The 22,220-nt window shown below is 62.9% G+C and carries 21 protein-coding genes; 9 read left to right on the top strand and 12 right to left on the bottom strand.

What is annotated here, in order from left to right; translation table 11 throughout:
- Positions 1 to 4: 4 nt before the first annotated feature.
- The 4 genes from C9427_RS11840 to C9427_RS34415 form a co-directional block, all read right to left on the bottom strand.
- Complete coding sequence (locus tag C9427_RS11840; RefSeq protein WP_107649357.1) at positions 5 to 922, bottom strand: ABC transporter permease subunit; 918 nt, start codon at positions 920 to 922, stop codon at positions 5 to 7.
- Position 923: 1 nt separating this feature from the next.
- The gene (locus tag C9427_RS11835; protein ID WP_107649356.1) at positions 924 to 1,931 is read right to left on the bottom strand and encodes an ABC transporter permease subunit; all 1,008 of its coding nucleotides are present in this window, start codon (positions 1,929 to 1,931) and stop codon (positions 924 to 926) included.
- A 59-nt stretch (positions 1,932 to 1,990) separates the two neighbouring features.
- Complete coding sequence (locus tag C9427_RS11830) at positions 1,991 to 3,583, bottom strand: ABC transporter substrate-binding protein (RefSeq protein ID WP_107649355.1); 1,593 nt, start codon at positions 3,581 to 3,583, stop codon at positions 1,991 to 1,993.
- A gap of 194 nt (positions 3,584 to 3,777) precedes the next feature.
- Positions 3,778 to 4,287 (bottom strand): hypothetical protein, encoded by a 510-nt coding sequence (locus tag C9427_RS34415; RefSeq protein ID WP_208636362.1) that lies wholly within the window; start codon positions 4,285 to 4,287, stop codon positions 3,778 to 3,780.
- A gap of 4 nt (positions 4,288 to 4,291) precedes the next feature.
- Here C9427_RS34415 and C9427_RS11825 point away from each other — a divergent pair, with 4 nt between their 5' ends.
- Positions 4,292 to 5,995 carry a long-chain fatty acid--CoA ligase gene (locus C9427_RS11825; protein WP_208636361.1) on the top strand — a complete coding sequence of 568 codons (1,704 nt, stop codon included), beginning with the start codon at positions 4,292 to 4,294 and terminating at the stop codon, positions 5,993 to 5,995.
- Positions 5,996 to 6,003: 8 nt separating this feature from the next.
- Positions 6,004 to 6,726 (top strand): class I SAM-dependent methyltransferase, encoded by a 723-nt coding sequence (locus C9427_RS11820; RefSeq protein WP_245437062.1) that lies wholly within the window; start codon positions 6,004 to 6,006, stop codon positions 6,724 to 6,726.
- Here C9427_RS11820 and C9427_RS11815 read toward each other — a convergent pair.
- Together C9427_RS11815 and pgi are read right to left on the bottom strand one after the other, a co-directional pair.
- Entirely contained in the window at positions 6,710 to 7,432 is a 723-nt protein-coding gene (locus C9427_RS11815; RefSeq protein ID WP_107649353.1) for an HAD family hydrolase, read from the bottom strand. The genes C9427_RS11820 and C9427_RS11815 overlap by 17 nt on opposite strands.
- A gap of 4 nt (positions 7,433 to 7,436) precedes the next feature.
- A complete protein-coding gene (gene pgi, locus C9427_RS11810) occupies positions 7,437 to 9,086 on the bottom strand; it encodes a glucose-6-phosphate isomerase (protein WP_425351643.1) in 1,650 nt (549 codons plus the stop codon).
- A gap of 271 nt (positions 9,087 to 9,357) precedes the next feature.
- On the opposite strand from pgi, the gene pdxR reads away from it, so the two are divergent.
- Positions 9,358 to 10,851 carry a MocR-like pyridoxine biosynthesis transcription factor PdxR gene (gene pdxR / locus C9427_RS11805; RefSeq protein WP_107649351.1) on the top strand — a complete coding sequence of 498 codons (1,494 nt, stop codon included), beginning with the start codon at positions 9,358 to 9,360 and terminating at the stop codon, positions 10,849 to 10,851.
- 197 nt (positions 10,852 to 11,048) lie between these two features.
- A complete protein-coding gene (locus C9427_RS11800) occupies positions 11,049 to 12,638 on the top strand; it encodes a trimethylamine methyltransferase family protein (protein WP_107649350.1) in 1,590 nt (529 codons plus the stop codon).
- 19 nt (positions 12,639 to 12,657) lie between these two features.
- Here C9427_RS11800 and C9427_RS11795 read toward each other — a convergent pair whose 3' ends face one another.
- The 3 genes from C9427_RS11795 to C9427_RS11785 form a co-directional block, all read right to left on the bottom strand.
- Positions 12,658 to 13,056, bottom strand: a complete 399-nt coding sequence (locus tag C9427_RS11795; RefSeq protein ID WP_107649349.1) for a hypothetical protein — start codon at positions 13,054 to 13,056, stop codon at positions 12,658 to 12,660.
- A gap of 78 nt (positions 13,057 to 13,134) precedes the next feature.
- Positions 13,135 to 14,532 (bottom strand): chromate efflux transporter, encoded by a 1,398-nt coding sequence (chrA, locus tag C9427_RS11790; protein WP_107649348.1) that lies wholly within the window; start codon positions 14,530 to 14,532, stop codon positions 13,135 to 13,137.
- Positions 14,529 to 15,347, bottom strand: a complete 819-nt coding sequence (locus tag C9427_RS11785; protein WP_107649347.1) for a chromate resistance protein ChrB domain-containing protein — start codon at positions 15,345 to 15,347, stop codon at positions 14,529 to 14,531. Before C9427_RS11785 ends, chrA begins: the two co-directional genes overlap by 4 nt.
- 262 nt (positions 15,348 to 15,609) lie before the next feature.
- Between C9427_RS11785 and C9427_RS11780 the strand changes: the two genes are divergently transcribed.
- From C9427_RS11780 to C9427_RS11770, 3 genes are all read left to right on the top strand, one after another.
- Positions 15,610 to 15,954 (top strand): ArsR/SmtB family transcription factor, encoded by a 345-nt coding sequence (locus C9427_RS11780; protein ID WP_107649346.1) that lies wholly within the window; start codon positions 15,610 to 15,612, stop codon positions 15,952 to 15,954.
- Complete coding sequence (locus tag C9427_RS11775; RefSeq protein WP_107649345.1) at positions 15,938 to 16,405, top strand: SRPBCC domain-containing protein; 468 nt, start codon at positions 15,938 to 15,940, stop codon at positions 16,403 to 16,405. Before C9427_RS11780 ends, C9427_RS11775 begins: the two co-directional genes overlap by 17 nt.
- Positions 16,406 to 16,470: 65 nt before the next feature.
- A complete protein-coding gene (locus C9427_RS11770) occupies positions 16,471 to 16,890 on the top strand; it encodes a GFA family protein (protein ID WP_107649344.1) in 420 nt (139 codons plus the stop codon).
- A 70-nt stretch (positions 16,891 to 16,960) separates the two neighbouring features.
- Here C9427_RS11770 and C9427_RS11765 read toward each other — a convergent pair whose 3' ends face one another.
- Positions 16,961 to 18,766: an IlvD/Edd family dehydratase gene (locus C9427_RS11765; protein WP_107649470.1), complete on the bottom strand. Its 1,806-nt coding sequence runs from the start codon at positions 18,764 to 18,766 to the stop codon at positions 16,961 to 16,963.
- A 150-nt stretch (positions 18,767 to 18,916) separates the two neighbouring features.
- Between C9427_RS11765 and C9427_RS11760 the strand changes: the two genes are divergently transcribed.
- Positions 18,917 to 19,366, top strand: coding sequence for an SRPBCC family protein (locus tag C9427_RS11760; protein WP_107649343.1), 450 nt, complete (start codon positions 18,917 to 18,919; stop codon positions 19,364 to 19,366).
- Positions 19,367 to 19,382: 16 nt separating this feature from the next.
- Here the strand turns inward: C9427_RS11760 and C9427_RS11755 are convergent, their stop codons facing one another.
- Complete coding sequence (locus C9427_RS11755; protein ID WP_107649342.1) at positions 19,383 to 20,564, bottom strand: Mrp/NBP35 family ATP-binding protein; 1,182 nt, start codon at positions 20,562 to 20,564, stop codon at positions 19,383 to 19,385.
- 240 nt (positions 20,565 to 20,804) lie between these two features.
- Between C9427_RS11755 and C9427_RS11750 the strand changes: the two genes are divergently transcribed.
- Entirely contained in the window at positions 20,805 to 21,182 is a 378-nt protein-coding gene (locus C9427_RS11750; RefSeq protein ID WP_107649469.1) for a VOC family protein, read from the top strand.
- A 30-nt stretch (positions 21,183 to 21,212) separates the two neighbouring features.
- On the opposite strand, the gene C9427_RS11745 is transcribed toward C9427_RS11750, so the two are convergent.
- Positions 21,213 to 22,217 (bottom strand): inorganic phosphate transporter, encoded by a 1,005-nt coding sequence (locus tag C9427_RS11745; protein ID WP_107649341.1) that lies wholly within the window; start codon positions 22,215 to 22,217, stop codon positions 21,213 to 21,215.
- Between the last annotated feature and the right edge of the window lie 3 nt (positions 22,218 to 22,220).

The following is a 22,220-nucleotide window of genomic DNA, read 5'->3' as shown; positions in this document are numbered from 1 at the left end:
GGGCTCACGACCTCTTCAGCTTGGGATCGAAGGCGTCGCGCAGGCCGTCGCCGATCAGGTTGATGGCCAGCACCGTGATCAGGATGGCAAGGCCGGGGAAGGTTACCACCCATGGGGCGCGCAGGATGAACTCGCGAGCCGAAGCCAGCATGGTGCCCCATTCGGGCGTCGGCGGTTGCGCGCCAACGCCAAGGAAGCCGAGCGCGGCGGCCTCGAGGATGGCGTTGGAGAAGGACAGCGTCGCCTGGACGATCAGCGGCGCCACGCAGTTCGGCAGGATCGTCACCAGCATCAGCCTGATGTGACTGGCGCCGGCGACCTTGGCGGAGACCACATATTCGCGGTTCTTTTCGGCCATCACCGCCGCACGGGTGAGCCGGGCAAAATGCGGCTGCAGCACCAGCGCGATCGCCAGCATGGCGTTGAACAGGCCAGGCCCAAGGATCGCCACCAGCACCAGCGCGAGCAGCAGCGACGGGAAGGCCAGGATGATGTCCATGACGCGCATGATCAGCGTATCGACCCAACCGCGGAAATAGCCGGCGAGCACGCCGAGGATGATGCCGCTGGTCAGCGAGAAGACGACGACCACCAGGCCGATGAACAGCGAGAAACGCGCACCGAAGATCAGCCGCGAAAGCATGTCGCGGCCGACCGCATCGGTGCCGAGCAGGAACATCGATTTGCCGCCCTCCTGCCAGGCCGGCGGCGCCAGCAGCGCATCGCGAAACTGCTCGTCGGGCGAATGCGGCGCGACCAGCGGCGCGAAGATCGCCACCAGCACGAGCAGAGCGAACACGACAAGGCCGATGACGGCGCCGGTGTTCATCGAATAGTAGTGCCAGAACTCGGCAAAGGCGCGTTGCCGGCCGCCGGGTTGAACGGAGGCAGCGGTGGCTTCGGCCGCGGACTGGTCTGTCATCTCACTGCACCCGGATGCGTGGGTTGATGACGGCATAGAGCACGTCGACGATCAGGTTCACCGCCATGACGATCAGCGCGATGATCAGCAGGCCGCTCTGAACGACGACATAGTCGCGCTTGCCGATCGCGTCGATCATCCATTTGCCGATGCCGGGCCAGGAAAAGATCGTCTCGGTGAGGATGGCGCCGGCCATCAGCGTGCCGACCTGCAGGCCAATGGTGGTGACGACCGGGATCAGCGCGTTGCGAAAGGCATGGAGCCCGATGACGCGGCGCGGCGCCAGACCCTTGGCGCGCGCGGTGCGGACATAATCCTCGCCCAGTACCTCCAGCATCGCCGACCGCGTCTGGCGCGCTATGACGGCGAGCGGAATCGTCGCCAGCACGATGGCCGGCAGGACCAGGTGACTGGCAGCGGACCTGAAAGCGCCGCTCTTGCCGGAGATCAGGCTGTCTATCAGCATGAAACCCGTGGTCGGCTTGAAGAAATACTGCAGGCCGATGCGGCCGGAGACCGGGGTCCAACCGAGATAACCGGAAAAGAAGATGATGAGCAGCAGGCCCCACCAGAAGATCGGCATGGAGTAGCCGGTCAGCGCCACGCCCATCGTCGCCTGGTCGAACCATGATCCGCGCTTGATCGCGGCGAAGATGCCGGCGGGAATGCCGAGCAGGACGGCGATGATCAATGCGATCGTCGCCAGTTCCAGCGTTGCCGGAAACAGCGCCTGGAACTCGCCGAGCACCGGCCGCTTGGTGGCGATCGAAATGCCGAAGTCGCCGGTCAGGACTCTGCCGATATATTCGAGATACTGGATGACATAGGGCCTGTTATAGCCGAATTGCTCGAGAAGCTGCGCATAGCGCTCGGGGCTGACGCCGCGCTCGCCGGCCAGGGCGAGGATCGGGTCGCCCGGCAGCAGCCGAACGAAAGCAAACGCCGCCAGCGATATGCCGAACACGGTCGGAACGATCAGGGCGAGCTTATGGAGGAGATAACGGAGCATCTTACTTCATAGAACGGCGGCGCTGGAAGTCCAGCGCCGCCGCCCAATTTCTCATGGACTTATTCGGTGACGTCGACGCCGTCAAACCGGTGAATGCCGAGCGGATCCATGACGAAGCCCGAGACCCTCTTGTTCATCGGCATGAAGACCTTGGAATGGGCGATGGTCAGCCACGGGGCCTCACGCTTGAACACGACCTGAGCTTCTTCGTAGATCTTGGTGCGTTCGGCAACGTCCGTGGTGGCCTTGCCCTTCTTGAGCAAGTCCTCGAACTCCTTGTTGCACCAGATCGCGTAGTTGGACTGGCCGATGGCGTCGCAGCCGAGCAGGAACAGGAAGTTGTCCGGATCGCCATTGTCGCCGGTCCAGCCGAGCTGGAAGGCGCCGTCACGATCCTTCTGCTTGCCGCGCTCGCGATACTCGGTCCATTCGTAGCTGACGATCTCGGCCTTGACACCGACGGCGGCGTAGTCGGCCTGGATCATTTCAGCGACGCGCTGGGCGTTCGGGTTGTACGGACGGCTGACGGGCATTGCCCAGATCTTCATCGACAGATCCTTGACGCCTGCGTCGGCCAGCGTCTTCTTGGCCGCTTCGGGATCATAGGGATCGTCCTTGATGTCCTTGTTGTAGGACCACATGGTCGGCGGGATCGGGTTGGTTGCCGGCTGACCGGCGCCCTGATAGACGGCGTCGATGATCGCCTTCTTGTTGACCGCCATGTTGAGAGCCTTGCGGACCTCGACCTTGTCGAAGGGCGGCATCGTGGTGTTGTAGGCCAGGTAGCCGATGTTGAGGCCTTCCTGCTCGTCGACCTTGAGGTTCGTGTCAGCCTGCAGGCCGGCAATGTCGGCCGGCGCCGGGTACGACATGATATCGCACTCGCCTGCCTTCAGCTTCTGCGCGCGCACGGCCGGGTCGGTCGTGATGGCGAAGATCAGATCGTCGATCTTCTGGCGTCCGCCATAGTAGCCGTCCCATGCCGCATAGCGCACGACCGCGTCGACCTGATAGTCGACGAACTGGAACGGACCGGTGCCGATCGGCTTCTGGGTGAATTGCTGCCTGGTGCCGGCCTTGTCGAGCTGGTCGGCATATTCCTTGGAGACGATCGATGCGAAATCCATGCCGAGGTCGGGCAGGAAGGCGACTTCAGGCTTGTTCAGCACGAACTTCACCGTCAGGTCGTCGACCTTGACGATTTCCTTCAGGAGATCCGGGAAACCCATGCCGGTGAAATATTCCCAGCCGGTGCCTTCCAGATAGCTGTACCACGGGTTCTCCTTCTTCCACTGCCGTTCGAAGGAGAAGATCACGTCGTCGGCATTGAGGTCGCGCGTCGGCGTGAAATAGTCGGTGGTCTGGAACTTCACGCCGGGCCGAAGCTTGAACGTGTATTCGAGACCGTCGTCGGAAACCGTCCAGCTCTCAGCGAGGCCGGGCGAGATGGTGGTCTTGCCATGTTCGAACTCGACCAGGCGCGAATAGATGGTGCGTGACGACGCGTCGAAGTCGTTGCCACCGCTCCATGGCGACGGGTCGAAACCGGCCGGCGCCGCCTCCGAGCAATAGACCAGCTGCTTGGCGTTAGCCATGCCGCCGATGACGCTTGCGGCCAGCAACGCGGCCGCAAAAGTCAGTTTCTTTTTCATTGAGCACTCCCTGATGTTCTTCCAAGCCCCTCTATCAGGCTCGCGAAGCGCGCATATAAGCACCGTTTCTCCGGCTTTGGAACTCCCCGTTTGCCTAACCCACCGTAAGCAGAAAATAATTCTTTGGTTTTGCTAAATTTCAGAAAAAAATAGCAAAACCTGCTAATCACACTATTATTAACGACCGCATTTTTTTATTGATCGCCGATCTCGCCGATACAATAATCCACTGACTTCGAGCTCGCCGCCAACAGAACAGGAAGCAGCTTCCCAAGGCGTTGTCGGCGAAAGATTTTGACGGCAAATCTTTCCTGCCTTGCCGCAGGGGCAAGACTTGCACGGTCGCCGATAGTCGCAATACATAGATGGTACACTGGATTTCTTGGGGAATCCGCAACGCCGCCGTCCCTGTCATCCGGGAGATGACGCGACATCAGGCAAGCAGCGACAACAAGAAGAATGACGAGGGAGGGACAGATGGCAAAATCCGCAAAGACTCCGGCGAAGGCCAAAGCCGGAGCAAAACAGACCGGCGCCGACACGCCAAAAGCGCCATCTGCCAAAGCTGCCGCCAAAGGGACTGCCAAAACAATCGCAAAGCCCGCCGCGAAAGGTGCGGCCAAGGCAGCGGCCGGAAAGACCGCAGCGGCGGCGAAGCCCGTTGCCGCCAAACAAACGGCGACACCAAAATCAGCGCCGGTCAAGAGATTGCCGAAGGCGCTAACGGCGCTTGCCGCCGGGCTGCCGGAAAAGCCATGGCTCAAAAACTATCCGAAAATCGTTCCGGCCGAGATCGGTCCGCTGCCCCACAGTTCGATCGGCGACTTTCTTGTCGCCGCCTGCAAACAGTTCGCCGGCCAGCCAGCCTTTACCTGCATGGGCAAGGCCATCACCTATGCGGAACTCGAGCGGCAGTCGGCAGCCTTCGGCGCCTATCTGCAGTCGAAGGGATTGCAGAAGGGCGCACGCGTGGCGCTGATGATGCCGAACGTGCTGCAATATCCGGTGGCGATGATGGCGGTGCTGCGCGCCGGCTATGTCGTGGTCAATGTCAACCCGCTCTACACCCCGCGCGAACTGGAACACCAGCTCAAGGATTCCGGCGCGCAGGCCATCGTCATTCTCGAGAACTTCGCCAACACCTTGCAAGCGGTCATCGCCAGGACGGCGGTCAAGCATGTCGTGGTGGCCTCAATGGGCGACATGCTTGGCACGCTGAAAGGAACGATCGTCAATTTCGTCGTACGCCGGGTGAAGAAGATGGTGCCCGCATGGTCGTTGCCTGGCCATGTCAAGTTCAACGCGGCGCTGAAGACGGGCGCCGGTATAAGCTTCAAGCCCGCCAGGGTGGCGGCCGACGATGTCGCCTTCCTGCAATATACGGGCGGCACCACCGGCATTTCGAAGGGCGCGACGCTGCTGCACAGCAACGTGCTGGCCAATGTCACGCAGAACGCGCTCTGGATCGAGGACGCCTACACGGTCAAGCCGAAACCGGCGCATCTCAACCTTGTCTGCGCACTGCCGCTCTATCACATCTTCGCGCTGACGGTGAATGCGCTGATGGGCATGCAAATGGGTGGCCAGAACATTCTCATCCCCAACCCGCGCGACATTCCCGGCTTTGTGAAGGAGTTGCAGAAATACCCGGTCCACATCTTTCCGGGCCTCAACACGCTGTTCAACGCGCTGCTCAACAATGAGGATTTCCGCAAACTCGACTTCAAGCCGCTGATCCTGACGCTGGGCGGCGGCATGGCGGTGCAAAAGGGGGTCGCGGAGCGCTGGAAAGCGCTGACCGGCTGCCCGGTCACCGAGGGCTACGGCCTTTCGGAAACCTCGCCGGTGGCCACGGCCAACAAATTCAGCGACGGCAATTTCACCGGCACGATCGGCCTGCCGCTGCCCTCGACCGAGATCGCCATCCGCGACGACGACGGCAACAATCTGCCGCTCGGCGAGGTCGGCGAGATCTGCATTCGCGGACCGCAAGTGATGGCCGGTTACTGGAACCGGTCGGACGAGACAGCCAAGGTGATGACCAAGGACGGCTTCTTCAAATCGGGCGACATGGGCTTCATGAACGAGGGCGGATACACCAAGATCGTCGACCGCAAGAAGGACATGATCCTGGTGTCCGGCTTCAACGTCTACCCGAACGAACTCGAGGAGGTCGTGGCGCTGCATCCGGGCGTGCTCGAAGTGGCGGCGATCGGCGTGCCGGACGAGCATTCAGGCGAGGCGCCGAAGCTGTTCGTGGTCAAGAAGGATCCGATGCTGACCACTGAGGCGCTGGCCGCCTATTGCCGCGAGAACCTGACCGGCTACAAGCGGCCCAAATATATCGAGTTCCGCACCGAATTGCCGAAGACGCCGGTGGGCAAGATCCTGCGGCGGGCGCTGCGGGAATAGGCGCTATCTTGAACGATTGCCTTGCCGGCGGCGAAGCGGTCGACCCGCGTTCCAGCCCTGACCCGGTCGCGTTCATCAGGGCGAACATGCGCCTGATGCCGGTGCCCCCGCTTCCCGAAATCCGGCTTTACACGGCCCATCCGGGAAGCGGTCTCAGACGGCTCACCGATCCGGAAGAAGAAGACACCGAAGCCGACGGAAACGAGCCGCAGCCACCCTATTGGGCCTATGCCTGGGCCGGCGGCGCGGTGCTTGCCCGCTACATAGTCGACCGGCCGCGGACGGTGATGGGGCGCCGCGTGCTCGACCTTGGCGCCGGTTCAGGCCTCGTCGGCATCGCCGCGGCAAAGGCCGGCGCCAGCGAGGTGATCGCCGCCGAGATCGATCGCAACGGCGTTGCCGCGCTCGGCCTCAATGCCGCGGCCAACGGCGTTACGATCACGGTCATCGGCGAAGACATCACCGCCGGACCACCGCCCGCGGCCGATCTCATTGTGGCCGGCGACGTTTTCTACGACCAGCATGTCGGTGAGCGGGTCATGCCCTTCCTCGACCGCTGCCTGGCGGCCGGCATCGATGTGCTGGTTGGCGACCCTGGCCGCGCGTGGCTGCCCCGGTCACGGCTTCAACTGCTCGCCGAATATATCGTGCCGGATTTCGGCGAGGCTAGGCACGCCGCAACGAAACCGAGCGGCGTCTTCTCGCTCCAGCCGGTCAAATCGTTTCCTTGACCCGCGTCGAGAGAAAATCGGGCAGATCGGCCACCGAATCCAGAATGACGTCGGCGATTTGCGACAGAGATTCGCGCGTGCCGGTGCCGGAGAGGACGCCGATCGCCAGCCCGCAGCCGCCGGCCCGCGCCATCTCCAGATCGTGACGGTTGTCGCCGATCATGGCGATCTCGCCCGGCCTCAGGCCAGTCAGGTCACAAAAGGCGAGGATCGTATCCGGCGCCGGTTTCGGGTTGGCCACCGCGTCATAGCCATAGGCGGCGTCGAACAGCTGTGCGACGCCGAGCGTAACCAGCGTCTTTTCCGCGCCGCTGGTCGAATCGTTGGTGGCGACGCCGAGCCGGTAGTCTTTCTTGTGGAGGACGCCAAGCGTCTCGACAATGCCTGGCAGCGCCACGGCCAATGCCGAACCCTTCATCGAGGTAATCTCGTTGAAATGCGCAACGGCGCTCATCTGGTCTTCGTCGGACAGCCTGGGAAACCACAGTTCAACGACGTCGAGGTTTGAGCCGGATGCGAAGATCGAGTCGGGTTTGAAGCGCTTGGCGGCGAAATCGAAGCCCGCCGCGGCGAGCAGCCTGTCGGCCTTCCAGCGATCGCCCTCGGCCGCTTCCAACGCCATGAAATCCGCGATGCCGAGCCATGTTGCGTTGAAGTCGACAAGCGTCCCATCCTTGTCGAACAAAATTCCCTTGATGTCGCCCAAGCTTTTACTCCGATGCACGCAAATGGTGGATATGCCCCACTAGGCCAGCCGTCGAAGCGTCCCGCTTTGCGGCACTCTCCTTGCCTTCCACGACAGGCAGCAGTCCGGTCGCCAGTTCCTTGCCGAGCTCGACGCCCCACTGGTCGAAGGAATTGATGTTGAACAGCGTGCCTTCGACGAAGACCCGGTGCTCATAAAGCGCGATCAGCCGCCCGAACGTATGCGGATCAAGCTTCTTGTAGAGGATCGTCACCGAAGGACGGTTGCCGGAGAAGACGCGATGCGGCGCGATCTTGTCGACATCGGCAGGCTTCATGCCCTTGGCCAGCATCTGCGCGCGCGCTTCCTCGAGCGTGCGGCCCTTCATGAAGGCTTCCGACTGCGCCAGACAGTTGGCGAGCAGCAGATCGTGTTGGTGCTTGAGATCGGGCTCATGGCCGATCGCGGCGGCGAGGAATTCGACCGGAATGAAATCGGTGCCTTGGTGCAGCAACTGGAAGAAGGCGTGCTGGCCGTTGGTGCCGGGCTCGCCCCAGACCAGCGGGCCTGTCGGTGTCGTCACCGCGCCGCCGTCGAGGGTGACGCTCTTGCCATTCGATTCCATGTCGAGCTGCTGCAGATAGGCCGGTAGCCTAGACAGCCGCTGGTCATAAGGAATAACCGCGCGGGCGGGATATTTGCAGATCACCCGATGCCACCAGCCGATCAGCCCCAACAGCGCCGGCAGGTTCTTGCCCAGCGGCGCGGTGCGAAAATGTTCGTCCATTTCGTGGGCGCCATCGAGGAAGGCACGAAAATTCCTCGGGCCGACGGCAATCATGACCGGCAGACCGATCGCGCCCCAGACGGAATAGCGGCCACCCACCCAATCCCAGAAGCCGAACACACGGTCAGCCTCGATACCGAACTTGGCCACCAGATCGAGCGCGGTTGAAACGGCGGCGAAGTGCTTGCCGACGGCTTCCTTGCCGAGCGCCTTTTCTATCCATTTGCGCGCCGTCTCGGCATTGGTCATCGTCTCGACCGTGGTGAAGGTCTTCGAAGCGATGATGAACAAGGTAGTTTCGGCGGACAGGCCTTTCAGCGTGTCGTGGATGTGGGCGCCATCGATGTTGGAGACGTAGTGCGCGCGCGGCCCGTCGTGATAGGGCGCCAGCGCCAGCGTCGCCATGGCCGGGCCAAGATCGGAACCGCCGATGCCGATATTGACGATGTCGGTGATCTTCTTGCCGGTGGCGCCCGCCGCCTTGCCGGAACGCACGGCGTCGGCGAAAGCGCCCATGGCGTCGAGCACGGCGAGAACCTCGGTCTTCACGTCCTGCCCGTCGAGCACCACGCCCTTGCCGCTGAGGTTGCGCAGCGCCGTGTGCAGCACTGCGCGATCCTCGGTGATGTTGATCTTCTTGCCTTCGAACATCGCGGCGCGCCGGCCCTCGAGGTCGGCCGCTCCCGCCAGCTTCTCCAGCAGGTCCATGGTGCGCGCATCGACCGCGCATTTCGACCAGTCGAGCAGCAGGTCGCCATCGGTGGCAGAGAATGTCTGGAAGCGCTTGGGATCGGCGGCGAAAACCTCGCGCATGCTGCCGGACGCGGTCGCGCGGTGATCGCGCAACGCGGCGAGCTGTTCTTGAAAGGACGATTGATCCACTGCCAAACTCCGAGCCTTAACATGTCATCCCTAATGACCGGATGTTTCCGGCGCATGTCGTCGCGCCACTGTATCGAGCCGAATTCCATTCGTTTCAATGCGCGGGGATGCCGCACTGCATCACACTGCTGTGTTGCGATGCAGCAAAAAGCCGTGAAGGATCACTGGCATAAATCCCAGCGATCAGAAAAATTGATTGGCGCAACACCTTGTGCCACCGTTACATTCGACTGGTCCAGCCAAGCAAAAAAGGCTGGCCATCGAGGAAACATCTTCCATGCCACAGCGAAACGATACGGCCATATGGTCTGGCCTGTTCCGGATTTCGGCGGAATCCGGCCAGACCTTGCAGGCGCAGATCCGTCAGGCGATCGTCGCCGCCATACTGGACCGGCAGATTGCCGCTTCGATGCCGCTGCCGTCGTGCCGGATTCTGGCCGAAAAGCTCGGCGTCGCCCGCGGCACTGTGGTGCTGGCTTTCCAGCAGCTGGTCGACCAGGGGTTTCTTGTGGCGCGCGAACGGCGCGGCCATTTCGTCAATCCCGACGTGCTGGCGACGCCGGCCAAGCCGCACCAGAAGGCGCCCGACCAGGCCAATGAGATCGACTGGAAGGCGCGCCGGCAGATCGCCGCCAGCGACATGCCGCCACCGGCCAAGCACGACAACTGGATCAAGTCGTCCTACCCCTTCGTCTACGGCCAGTTCGATCCGGCGCTGTTCCCGACCGCCGAATGGCGCGAGTGCAACCGCATGGCGCTGGCCGTGCTCGAAATCCGTAACTGGGCCTCCGACATGGTCGACCGCGACGATCCGCTCTTGATCGAACAGATCCAGGCGCGGCTGTTGCCGCGCCGCGGCATCTTCGCCAATCCGGACGAGATCATCGTGACGCTCGGCGCCCAGAACGCGCTCTATATGCTGGCCACGCTGCTGATGACCAAGGGTTCCAAGGTGGCGATGGAGGATCCCGGCTACCCCGACGCACGTTCGATCTTCCGGCTGGCCGGCGCCGATATCGCGCCGGTTCCGGTCGACCAGTCCGGCATCGTAACCACTTCCATCCCCAACGATTCCGGCTTCGTCTTCGTGACACCCAGCCATCATTGCCCGACCATGGTGCCGCTGTCGGCGGAGCGCCGGCAGGATTTGCTGTCGCGGGCCAACCGCTACAACCAGATCATCATCGAAGACGGCTATGACAGCCAACTCCTGGACGAGGCGCCGCAGCAGGCGCTGAAGAGCCTCGACCGCTCAGGCCGCGTCGTTTATGTCGGCTCGATGTCGAAGACGCTGGCTCCTGGCCTGAGGCTCGGCTACATCGTCGCCTCGGCCGGATTGATCTCGGAGCTTCGCGCGCTGCGCCGCTTCATGCTGCGGCATCCGCCGGCCAACAACCAGCGCGCGGTCGCGCTGTTCCTTTCGCTTGGCCATCACGAGGCGCTGGTGAGGCGGCTGTCCTCCGCCTTCGATGAGCGGCGCAAGCGCCTGGTCCATGCGATTTCCGCTTTCCTGCCGGAGTGGCGTTCGACCGATTCGGCCGGCGGCACATCGCTCTGGCTCGAGGGGCCGCGCGGCACCGATTCGCGCGGCCTGGCCGAGGCCGCCGCCTCGCGCAGCGTCATCATCGAGCCCGGCGACCGTTTCTTCGACCGCACCGAAAAGCCTTCGCGTTTCATGCGCTTGGGCATTTCCTCGATCGCGCTGCAGCATATCGAGCCCGGCATCCGCGAACTGGCGACAGCGGCGGGCCGCAGGCCAGCGGCGGCCTGATCCTTCTCCCGAACGGAGCCGGAACCGGCTCCGTTCCCTTGGAGAGGTCCTTTAGCACTCTGGCATATGCGACCATGTCGGCTGGCCCATAGGCTGTGCCAATGCCGGCGGCATAGTCGAGGGATAAAGGGGACGAAGCAGGCCGATGGTGGACCTACCGCCGCCTCCCGCTTCGCAGCTAAAGGTGGAGTGCCTCGATGTCAGTGGCTCTTGAGAAGCCGGATTCGCCCGCGGACCAGCGTTCGCGGCGATCGGGCGGGCGCGAAGCGCGCCGCGCCATGCGGGCAGCCCCCCTTGCCGACGACATCAAGCCGGTGCGCGCCGGCCTCGAGGGCGGCAGCTACGGACCGCTCAGCGAAAACGACCGCGAGCGCATCCACGAGGCGGTGCTGACGCTGCTCGAGACTGTCGGCTTCGCCAACGCCATCCCCTCCTGCATCGAGGCGCTGACCAAGGCCGGCGCCACCTATGGCGACGATGGCCGCATCCGCTTCCCTCGCGCGCTGGTCCTCGACACCATCAGACGAGCGGCACGGCATTTCACCCTGCACGGTCAGGATCCAAAACACGACATGCTGATCAAGGGCAAGCGCGTGCATTACGGCACGGCAGGGGCCGCCGTGCACCTGGTGGATGTCGAGAAGCGCGAATACCGCGAGTCGCTGCTGCAGGACATCTATGACGCCGCCCGTATCGTCGAAGGGCTGGACAACATCCATTTCTTCCAGCGGCCAATGGTGCCGCGCGACATTCCCGATCCGCTCGATATGGATTTCAACACGCTCTACGCCTGCGTGATGGGAACTTCGAAACATGTCGGCACCTCGTTCACGGTGCGCGAGAACGTCAAGCCGGCGCTCGACATGCTCTACGCGATCGCCGGCGGCGAGGAGAATTTCCGTGCACGGCCGTTCGTGTCGAATTCGAACTGCTTCGTGGTGCCGCCGATGAAATTCGCCGAGGATGCCTGCGGCGTGCTCGAAGCCTGTGTCGAAGGCGGCATCCCGATTCTTTTGCTCTCCGCCGGCCAGGCCGGCGCCACCGCTCCCGCGGCTATTGCCGGTGCGGTGGTGCAGGCGGTGGCAGAAGTGCTGGTCGGCCTCGTCTATGTCAACGCCATCAAGCCGGGACATCCGGCGATCTTCGGCACCTGGCCGTTCGTGTCGGATCTCAGGACCGGCGCCATGTCGGGCGGTTCGGCCGAGCAGGCGGTGCTGACCGCGGCCTGCGCACAGATGGCGCAATTCTATGACCTGCCCGGCGGTTCGGCCGCCGGCATGACGGATTCGAAATTGCCCGATATCCAGTCCGGCTACGAAAAGGGCATCACCGACGTGATGGCCGGTCTTGCCGGCCTCAACCTCGTCTATGAATCGGCCGGCATGCATGCCTCGCTGCTCGGCTTCTGCCTGGAAAGCCTGATCATCGACAATGACATGCTCGGCCATTGCCTGCGCTGCGTGCGCGGCATCGAGGTGACAGACGAAGCGCTGTCGATCGACACGATCGCCGAGGTCTGCCTGAATGGACCGGGTCACTATCTCGGCAACGAACAGACGCTGAGGCTGATGCAGACCGAATATTTCTATCCGGCCGTCGGCGACCGCTTTTCGCCGAAGGAATGGAACGAGAAAGGCCGGCCCGACATCCTGCAGCGGGCGATCATCGAGAAGAAACGCATCCTCGCCGAGCGCTTTCCCCGCCATGTGCCGAAGATGATCGACGACAAACTGCGCGCCCGCTTCGGCGAGATGATCAAGCTGCCGCGCGGCAATATGGGCGGGTGAGCCCGCCTCGCCTAGACAATTAGTCCGCGCTCAGCCCATAGCGTTCGACGACTTCGGCGCTGATCAGCTTGGCATGCAGCGTCATCAGCACGATCTGCGCATCGAAGCTGTCGCCGGTCTCAAGCGCCGCCTCGATCCGGCGCTCCGCATCCAGCATGTTTTCACGGCCATTGGACCGTTCGAACGCTTCCGGTCCGGCAATACAATAGCCGAACAGCCGCGCCACCGATGGATAGGCCTGCGGCGGCGGCTCGTCGGACCAATGATCCTTCATCAGATTGACGATGGTGAGTTTTACGCCCTCCGGCACAAGGGCGGGATGGAGGTCGGCACCCCGCAACGCCGCGTCGAGTTGCCTGAGATCACCCGAGCGGCCGAACATTCCGAGGAAACCTGGAGAAGAGCGCCGTCGGGCCATGATGTTCCTATCCGTTTCCAGTCATATGGCACCGCGATCGCTGTTATGCACGCGCAGGCTGGGCGCGGCGAAGCGCCTCTATCCGCTTGCGGCCAGCAACAGGACACCGGCGAGGACCGATCCCGCCAGCGTCGGCAGCATGCCGATCTTCAGCTTCAGGATGGCGATCATGGCGGCGCATGACAGCAGCGCCGCGCGCCAGTCGATGGATGAAAGTACAGGAACGTTCATTCCACCCATGCTGCGCACCTCACCGAAAATGACGTGCAAGGCGAACCATAGGGCAAGATTCATGATGACGCCGACGACGGCGGCGGTGATCGCACCGAGCGCCGCCGACAGCGCCTTGTTGCCGCGCAGCGCTTCGATGTAGGGCGCACCGAGGAATATCCAGAGGAAGCACGGGGTGAATGTGACCCACAACGTAAGCAACGCCCCAAGCGACCCGGCAAGCAGCGGGGTCAGCGCGCCGGGTTGGCGGAACGCGGCAAGAAAGCCGACGAACTGCAGGACCAGAATGAGCGGACCGGGCGTCGTTTCTGCGAGCCCAAGGCCATCGACCATCTCACGGGGTGCCAGCCAGCCAAAGGAGCCGACCGCTGCCTGCGCGACATAGGCAAGGACTGCGTAAGCGCCGCCGAAGGTGACGACTGCCATGATGCTGAAGAACCTGCCGATCTCACTCCAAACGCTGGCGGATCCGGTGAACGCCCAGATCAGAAGCACAGGCCCGAGCCAGATCGGCAACCAGGTCGCCAAGGTGCGCGGCGCATGCCATCTCGTCGGCCTGGTATGGGTCAGTTCACCACGCTCGAACATCAGGTCGACCGCGCCCTTGATGTCTGGAGCATCGCCCTTGCCGTGCGCAGAACCGGAGAAACGGCCCGGCGCAACGCGATTGCCGATCCAGCCTGTCAGGCCCGCAAGCAGGACGATGAGCGGAAACGGCACATTCAATGCGTAGATGGCGATGAAGGCGGCGAGTGCGATCGACACCATTGCCCGGTTCTTCAAGGCACGCCGCCCGATCCGGATGACCGCCTCGATGACGATCGCGAGCACGGCCGCCTTCACCCCGAAGAACAGCGCCTCCACAAGCGGCGCGTCGCCATACAGCGCATAGAGGGTGCTCAAGGCGAGCATCACAACCGCGCCCGGCACGACGAACAGGAGGCCGGCGACCAGACCGCCGAGCGTCCGGTGCAGCAGCCAGCCGATGTAGATAGCAAGCTGCTGGGCTTCCGGACCGGGTAGCAGCATGCAGTAATTCAATGCATGCAGGAAACGCTGTTCGCCGATCCAGCGCCGCTCCTCGACCAGTTCCCTGTGCATGAGCGCGATCTGCCCGGCCGGCCCGCCGAAGGAGAGCAAGCCGATTTTCGCCCAGACCTTCACGGCCTCGCTGAACGTCGGCGCCAAGGCGGCCTCGCCCAAATTTTCGGAAGCCCCCGTTTTGCCAGAAGTCTGGACACTCATGCTGGTTTGCCCGCGCTTGGCCAGTTGTGCGTCTCCTCGGTGGCGTCGCGGCACCAGCGAAAAAACGCGTCGTAAAGCAGCATGCCCGCCTGCAACTGTTCCAGATCGTCGCGAAACATCCGTGACAGACCAAGCGAGGCGGCCAGGAAACCGGCCGCCTGGGGAGCCAGATCGAGGCTTGCCGTATCGGCCGCGCGCACAATCATGGCGAGACGGTCGAGCGGCTCGGATTCGAGCCCGAACTCTTCGATCATCGTGTCGAAGGTGCAGCGTTCGCCCCGGTGCGACCAGAACACATCGTCGATGTCGAAAGGCACGGCCTGAAAGCGATCCGCGGCGGCCGCCACTTCGGCGGCCTCGACAAAGAGAAAAACCGCGCCCGGATCGATGAAACGCCGGATCAGCCAGGGACAGGCGATGCGATCGACCTTCGGGCGAGCCCGCGTCACCCATACCGTGCGGCTTTTATGGTCGCGGGGCGGCATCTTGTCGGTGCGGACCAGGAGCCCCTTGGCATCGCGCCAGGCCTCGAACCCGCCTTCGAGGGATTCGGCGGCAATGCCCTCATGCCGCAGCCACGCGGCCACGCCTTGCGAGAGCTTTTGCCCTTTCTGGCAGACGACCGCCACCCGACTGCCGGCAAAGTCAGCCGCCCAGGCCTGGACGGTTTTGAAATGACGCCGGCTTGAGGCCGGCAACAGGCGCGGATCGGCGTTGTAATCATCATCGACGCGAACATCGACGATCGCGGGCGCACCCGGCAGACCAATCAAACGGGACAATTGCGATACGGTGATAGCGGTTGTTGACGGCATGGCGTCCACCTCCTTGAAAGAGAAGCTTGGACGCGAACGTTGGGCTGACGCCTCACGGGGTCGTCGCGATGCACCCCTTGCGATGATGGTGGGTTTGTCGCGCCCGCTTGTCAAGCATCATCCGGCGCCCTTGTCCCATTCCGTTGCCAAGCGGTTCAGGAGAAAGGACACAGCTCGATTGCACTTGCGTGGGTTGACAGGCGGATAGGTCACTTATATTTAACTCATTGGTTAATTAACTTTAAGGCTAATCGATATGCCAATGGACCACCTCTCGACGACATTCGCCACGCTGGCCGATCCGACGCGGCGCGCCATATTGGCAAGGCTGGCAGTTGGCGAAGCGACCGTGAATGAGCTGGCAGCCCCCTTCGCCATGAGCCTGCCGGCAGTCTCTAAGCACCTCAAAGTGCTGGAGCATGCCGGGCTGATCACGCGCGGACGGGAGGCGCAGTGGCGACCATGCCGGCTGGAAGCCGGGCCACTGAAGGAAGTTGCCGGCTGGCTGGAGCACTATCGCCGCTTCTGGGACGACAGTTTCGATCGCATGGCCGACTATCTCAAGGAAATCCAGACCAAGGGAGACCCGGATGGCCGCAAGAACTGAGACAGCCGAAGCACCGCAATACGCACTGGAGATCTCGCGCTTGTTCGATGCACCGCCGGGTCTGGTGTTCAAGCTGTGGACGACGCCGGAGCATCTGGTGCGCTGGTGGGGGCCAAGGAATTTTTCCTCGACCACGGAGACGCTCGAATTCCGCGAAGGCGGGCGCTACCGTCACCTCATCCACGGGCCAGACGGCCAGACCTATGCGATGTCGGGTATATTCCAGGAGATTGTCGAGCCGAAGCGCATCGCCTTCACCTTCTCTTGGGACGAAGGCGACTTCCAGGACCGGGTCGAGACCCTGGTGACGGTTTCCATCACCGCCGAAGGCGACCGCACACGGCTGACTTTCAGGCAGGAGTCGTTCGCCGACATCGAAACCCGGGATTCTCATATTGAGGGCTGGAGCGAATGCCTGGACAAGCTCGGCGTCTATCTGGCGAGCAATTGAGAAGAAGTCTCGCTCGGCGGCTTGTCGGGCGCGGCCAGCACAATTCAAACCCACGAGGCAAGACGATGAAAAAGACCTATCACGGCAGCTGCCATTGCGGCGCGGTGCATTTCGAGGCCGATATCGACCTCACTGACGGCATCCGCAAATGCAATTGCAGCTTCTGCTGGAAACTCGGCTACCGAAAGTCGTTCGCAGCCTATGAGGCTGTGCGGGTGACGGACGGCCGCGACCGGATGCGGGAGTACCAGGCGACGCCGTCCAACTGGCCGGAAGGCGACATCAACCACTATATGTGCCCGAACTGCGGCGCGAATTTTCTCTCGCGCGGCTATCTCGACTTCATGGGCGGGAACTTCTGGGCGGTGAACGTCGCCTGTCTCGACGACGTCACCGAAGAGGAACTAGACGCGGCACCAATCGTCTATGAGGATGGCAAGCGCGACCGGCAGATGGAAGCGCCTGCGGTCACCAGCTATTTGTAGAGCAGGGACGCACCGGCGGCGGCTCGATCCGGATCAAGCCGCCGTTTGTGCAGCCGCGGCGCTCCAGCGTTCAGTGATTGTCCCTTGGCACGCCGCTGGTGTGCGCGACATCCTGATATTTCACCGCCGGCTTCAGCACCATGCCAGCCGAGAACTGGTCGACCATGCCGCGCTGGATCTCCTGCCAGGGCGTCTGGTGCTTGGGATAGTGATAGCCGCCATTGTTCTGCAGTTCGGCGCGGCGCCGCGTGATCTCGTCATCGGTGACGAGGATGTCGGCGGTGCCCTTGCGCAGGTCGATGCGGACGCGGTCGCCGGTCTTCAGCAGCGCCAGCCCGCCGCCTATTGCCGCCTCGGGCGAAGCGTTGAGGATCGACGGTGAGCCCGATGTGCCCGACTGGCGGCCGTCGCCGATGCAGGCCAGCGCGTGGATGCCCTTCTTGATGAGATAGGCCGGCGGCTGCATGTTGACGACCTCGGCGCCACCGGGATAGCCGATCGGGCCGGCGCCACGCATGAACAGGATGGTATGCTCGTCGATGCCTTGCGCCGGATCGTCGATGCGGGCGTGGTAATCCTCCGGCCCGTCGAAGACCATGGCGTTGCCCTCGAAAGCCTCGGGGTCCTTCGGGTTGGACAGATAGCGCTCGCGGAATTCCGGCGAGATGCCGCTGGTCTTCATGATCGCCGAATCGAAGAGATTACCCCTGAGATTGATGAAGCCGGCATTGGCTTTCAACGGCTCCGCGACGGTGCGGATGACATCGAGATTCTCGTTGACGGCGCCTTTGCAATTGTCGCCCATGGTTTTGCCGTTGGCGGTCATGGCATCGGGATGCGGAAGCAGCCCGGCCTTCATCAGTTCGGCGACCACTGCCGGCACGCCGCCGGCATGATGATAGTCCTCGCCGAGATATTCGCCCGACGGCTGCAGGTTGACGATGAGCGGGATACTGAGGCCGACCTTCTGCCAGTCGTCATTGTCGAGCGGCACGCCGAGATGGCGGGCAATCGCGTTGAGATGGATCGGTGCGTTGGTCGAGCCGCCAATGGCCGAGTTGACGACGATGGCATTCTCGAAGGCCTTGCGGGTCATGATGTCGGACGGCTTCAGGTCCTCATGCACCATGTCGACGATGCGCTTGCCGGTCTCATAGGCGATCTGGCCGCGCTCGCGATAGGGTGCCGGAATCGCGGCCGAGCCCGGCAATTGCATGCCGAGCGCCTCGGCCAGCGAATTCATCGTGGTGGCGGTGCCCATGGTGTTGCAATAGCCGGTCGACGGCGCCGAGGAGGCGACAATGTCCATGAACTCGTCATAGTCGATCTCGCCGGCCGACAGGCGCTGGCGCGATTCCCAAACGATGGTGCCGGAGCCGGTGCGCTTGCCCTTGTGCCAGCCGTTCAGCATCGGGCCGACCGAGAGCGCGATCGCCGGAATGTTGACAGTAGCGGCCGCCATCAGCAGCGCCGGCGTGGTCTTGTCGCAACCGATGGTGAGCACGACGCCGTCGAGCGGATAGCCGTAGAGCACCTCGACCAGGCCGAGATAGGCGAGGTTGCGGTCGAGTGCGGCGGTCGGACGCTTGCCGGTCTCCTGAATCGGATGGCACGGGAATTCGAACGGGATGCCGCCCATCGAGACGATGCCCTCGCGTACGCGCTTGGCCAGTTCGATATGATGGCGATTGCAGGGCGACAGATCCGAGCCGGTCTGGGCGATGCCGATCAGCGGCTTGCCCGACATCAGTTCGGCGCGCGTCAGTCCGTAATTCAGGTAGCGCTCGAGATAAAGCGCCGTCATGCCCGGATTGTCGGGGTTGTCGAACCACTCCTGCGAGCGAAATTTCTTCTTGTCCGTGGGGGCGCCTGCCATCATGGTCTCCGTATTTGTAGGACAAATCGATATGACAATGCGCGAGTGCAAGCAAGGGGCTCGCGCAATCCTGACCCGCACTTTGGTGCGATAGACATGTCCCCACCCCTGCGCTAGGGCTTCGGGCCTGTCTTTTCCGGGGAGATTTAGATGGCTTTGGTGATTGAAGGCGAGGAGCGCATCGCCGCACCCCTGCAGAAAGTGTGGGAAGCGCTGAACGATCCGGACATTCTGCGGCAAACCATTCCCGGCTGCCAGAGCCTGGAGAAGAAGTCGGATACAGAGATGGCGGCGACCGTCGTGCTGAAGATCGGGCCGATCAAGGCGACGTTCAAGGGCGAGGTAACCTTGAAAAACCTCAAGCCGCCGCATTCCTACACGATCCAGGGCGAGGGCAAGGGCGGCATTGCCGGCTTCGCCAAGGGCGGCGCCGACGTTACGCTGACATCAGATGGGGAGGATACCACAATCCTCAAATACGCGGCCAAGGCCGATGTCGGCGGCAAGATCGCCCAGCTTGGCAGCCGGCTGATCGAATCGACCTCGAAGAAACTGGCGGGACAGTTTTTTTCGAGCTTCGGCGAAAAAGTGGGCGGCTGAGCTTCCCGTCGAGGAGTTACTCGAACACGATGCTCGGCACCGCCGCTTCCGCCGCCCCGCGTTCCTCGTTGACCCGGCTCCAGACCTTCGCGGCAATGTCGCGGTAGATCTTGGCCTCGGCGCCATCCGGTTTCGAGACGACCACCGGCGTGCCGGCATCCGAGCTCTCGCGGATGCCCATTTCGAGCGGCACTTCGCCGAGGAAGGTGACGCCGAGACGCTCGGCCTCGCGGCGGGCGCCGCCATGGCCGAAAATGTCGTAGCGCTTGCCGGTATCGGGAGCGAGGAAGTAGCTCATGTTCTCGACGATGCCCAGCAGCGGCACGTCGACCTTTTTGAACATGTTGAGACCCTTACGCGCATCGATCAGCGCCAGGTCCTGCGGCGTCGAAACGATGACGGCGCCAGCCAGCGGCACTTGCTGGGCCATGGTGAGCTGGGCGTCGCCGGTGCCGGGCGGCATGTCGACGACGAGCACGTCGAGCGCGCCCCACTCGACCTCGCGCAGCATCTGCGTCAGCGCCGACATCACCATCGGCCCGCGCCAGATCATCGGCGTCTCCTCGTCGACGAGAAAACCCATCGACATGACCTTCAGACCGTAATTCTGCATGGGTTTCAGGATCTTGCCGTCGACGGTCTGCGGACGGCCATGGATATTCAGCAGCCGCGGCATGGACGGGCCATAGATGTCGGCATCGAGCACGCCGACCTTCAAGCCGTTGGCGGCGAGGCCGAGCGCGAGGTTGACGGCGGTGGTCGACTTGCCGACGCCGCCCTTGCCGGAGGCCACCGCGATGATCGTCTCGATGCCGGGCACGCCACGCTTGCCGTGGCTGTGCGAAGCGGGTGCCTGAGGCGGCCGGGCGGGCGCGGGCTGCGGCGCGGGCCTGGGTGCGGGCCGCTGCGGTACAGGAGCCTCCATGCCGCCACCCTTCTTCTCCGCCGTCAGCGCAACCACCGCGCCGGCGACACCTGGAATCGCCTTCACCACCCGTTCGGCAGCGGCGCGCAGCGGCTCCATTTCCTGGGCGCGGGCCGCAGGAACGGTAATGGAGAAAAAGACCTTGGCGTCGGCAATGAAAATCTCGGACACCATGCCGAGATCGACGATGTTGCCGGTGAAGTCCGGCCCGTTGACCGTCTTCAGGCGCTCGGTGACGATTTCCTTGGTGACGTTTTCCTGGAGAGCGGGCATCAGCTTTTTCCTTACGCAACTTGCGCATGAGATAATGCAGTTCCCGGGCAGAACCAAGCGGCGGAACGACACGCCGGGTGACATGCGCCCAAAAACCTGCGTTGGCTTGTAGGATTTTGCGGAAGCCGAACGTCCTTGGGAAGACGCCCGCCAGTCGTGCAGGCAGCGGTCGCCCGAAGACGAAGCGGCCCTATTTCCTGCATGGCTTTCGGACGTGCCCACAAGGAAAAGGAGACTGTCATGCTCGCAAACAGCAACGCAACAGCAAACCTCGCGGTGAAGGACCTTGCCAAGGCCAAGGCCTTCTACCACGACATCCTGGGTTTGACGGAGGTTCACGATGAGGGCGGCGAACTGATCGTCTACAAAAGCGGCGACACCAGCATCAATGTGTACCACTCGGATTTCGCCGGCACCAACAAGGCGACGGCAGTGACCTGGATGGTCGGCGACGAGATCGGCAATATCGTCAAGGCGCTGAAATCGAAGGGTGTTGTTTTCGAGCACTACGACATGCCTCATACGACGATCGAAGGCGATATCCACGTCGGTCACGGCATGAAGGTTGCTTGGTTCAAGGATCCGGACGGCAATATCCTGAACCTTGTGGACAGATAGTTCGTCCATTCGGCTGGCAACGGCGCGACGTCAACTTGCGAGGCTGACCGCCAGGTAGGTGAGTGCCGAAATCGCGGCGGTGGCAGGCAAGGTCACCACCCAGGCGATGACGATGTTGCTGGCGATGCCCCAGCGCACCGCCGAGACGCGGCGAGCAGCACCGACACCGACGATGGCGCCGGTGATCGTATGCGTGGTGGAGACTGGGATGCCGAGCCAGGTGGCGGCGAACAGCGTGATCGCGCCGCCGGTCTCGGCGCAGAAGCCCTGCATCGGGTTCAGCCGCGTGATCTTCGAGCCCATCGTGTGAACGATGCGCCAGCCGCCGAACAATGTGCCCATCGCCAATGCCGACTGGCAAGTGAGCACGACCCACAGCGGCACATGGAAACTTCCGCCCAGCATGCCTTGCGAATAGAGCAGCACGGCGATGATGCCCATGGTTTTCTGGGCGTCGTTGCCGCCGTGCCCGAGCGAATAGAGCGAGGCGGAGACAAACTGCATGACACGGAAGGTACTGTCCACGGCAAACGGAGTCTGACGCACGAACAGCCAGGAAACGAGAAGGACCAGGAGCAGAGCCAGCAGGAACCCTGTCGCTGGCGACAGCACGATGGCCGCAATGGTCTTGCCAAGACCAGACCAGACGATGGCGCCGGCGCCAGCCTTGGCAACCCCGGCGCCGACCAGGCCGCCGATCAACGCATGCGAGCTGCTCGAAGGGATGCCGGCAATCCAGGTGACGATGTTCCAGACAATGGCGCCGACAAGGGCAGCGAAGATCACAGCCGGCGTGACGATGCTGGCATCGATGATGCCCTTTCCCACAGTCTCGGCAACATGGAGGCCGAAGAACATGAAGGCGATGAAGTTGAAGAAAGCCGCCCAGAACACCGCATAATGTGGCCTCAGCACCCGGGTGGAGACGATGGTGGCGATGGAGTTGGCGGCGTCGTGCAGGCCGTTGAGAAAATCGAAGAACAGCGCGACGGCGACAAGGCCGATCAGCAGGGGAAAGGCGATTGTCGCTTCCATCGC

It is taken from the genome of Mesorhizobium helmanticense, assembly GCF_003034915.1.
GTDB lineage: Bacteria > Pseudomonadota > Alphaproteobacteria > Rhizobiales > Rhizobiaceae > Mesorhizobium > Mesorhizobium helmanticense.
The sequence above is the reverse complement of the archived record's forward strand: the minus strand, read 5'-3'. Positions and strand labels throughout refer to the sequence as shown.

Excerpts from the sequence above, each read along its gene's own strand:
- C9427_RS11840 (WP_107649357.1), bottom strand. The coding sequence starts at position 922 with ATGACAGACCAGTCCGCGGCCGAAGCCACCGCTGCCTCCGTTCAACCC.
- C9427_RS11835 (WP_107649356.1), bottom strand. The coding sequence starts at position 1,931 with ATGCTCCGTTATCTCCTCCATAAGCTCGCCCTGATCGTTCCGACCGTG.
- C9427_RS11830 (WP_107649355.1), bottom strand. The coding sequence starts at position 3,583 with ATGAAAAAGAAACTGACTTTTGCGGCCGCGTTGCTGGCCGCAAGCGTC.
- pdxR (WP_107649351.1), top strand. The coding sequence starts at position 9,358 with ATGCCACAGCGAAACGATACGGCCATATGGTCTGGCCTGTTCCGGATT.
- C9427_RS11800 (WP_107649350.1), top strand. The coding sequence starts at position 11,049 with ATGTCAGTGGCTCTTGAGAAGCCGGATTCGCCCGCGGACCAGCGTTCG.
- C9427_RS11795 (WP_107649349.1), bottom strand. The coding sequence starts at position 13,056 with ATGGCCCGACGGCGCTCTTCTCCAGGTTTCCTCGGAATGTTCGGCCGC.
- chrA (WP_107649348.1), bottom strand. The coding sequence starts at position 14,532 with ATGAGTGTCCAGACTTCTGGCAAAACGGGGGCTTCCGAAAATTTGGGC.
- C9427_RS11785 (WP_107649347.1), bottom strand. The coding sequence starts at position 15,347 with ATGCCGTCAACAACCGCTATCACCGTATCGCAATTGTCCCGTTTGATT.
- C9427_RS11780 (WP_107649346.1), top strand. The coding sequence starts at position 15,610 with ATGGACCACCTCTCGACGACATTCGCCACGCTGGCCGATCCGACGCGG.
- C9427_RS11775 (WP_107649345.1), top strand. The coding sequence starts at position 15,938 with ATGGCCGCAAGAACTGAGACAGCCGAAGCACCGCAATACGCACTGGAG.
- C9427_RS11770 (WP_107649344.1), top strand. The coding sequence starts at position 16,471 with ATGAAAAAGACCTATCACGGCAGCTGCCATTGCGGCGCGGTGCATTTC.
- C9427_RS11765 (WP_107649470.1), bottom strand. The coding sequence starts at position 18,766 with ATGGCAGGCGCCCCCACGGACAAGAAGAAATTTCGCTCGCAGGAGTGG.
- C9427_RS11760 (WP_107649343.1), top strand. The coding sequence starts at position 18,917 with ATGGCTTTGGTGATTGAAGGCGAGGAGCGCATCGCCGCACCCCTGCAG.
- C9427_RS11755 (WP_107649342.1), bottom strand. The coding sequence starts at position 20,564 with ATGCCCGCTCTCCAGGAAAACGTCACCAAGGAAATCGTCACCGAGCGC.
- C9427_RS11750 (WP_107649469.1), top strand. The coding sequence starts at position 20,805 with ATGCTCGCAAACAGCAACGCAACAGCAAACCTCGCGGTGAAGGACCTT.
- C9427_RS11745 (WP_107649341.1), bottom strand. The coding sequence starts at position 22,217 with ATGGAAGCGACAATCGCCTTTCCCCTGCTGATCGGCCTTGTCGCCGTC.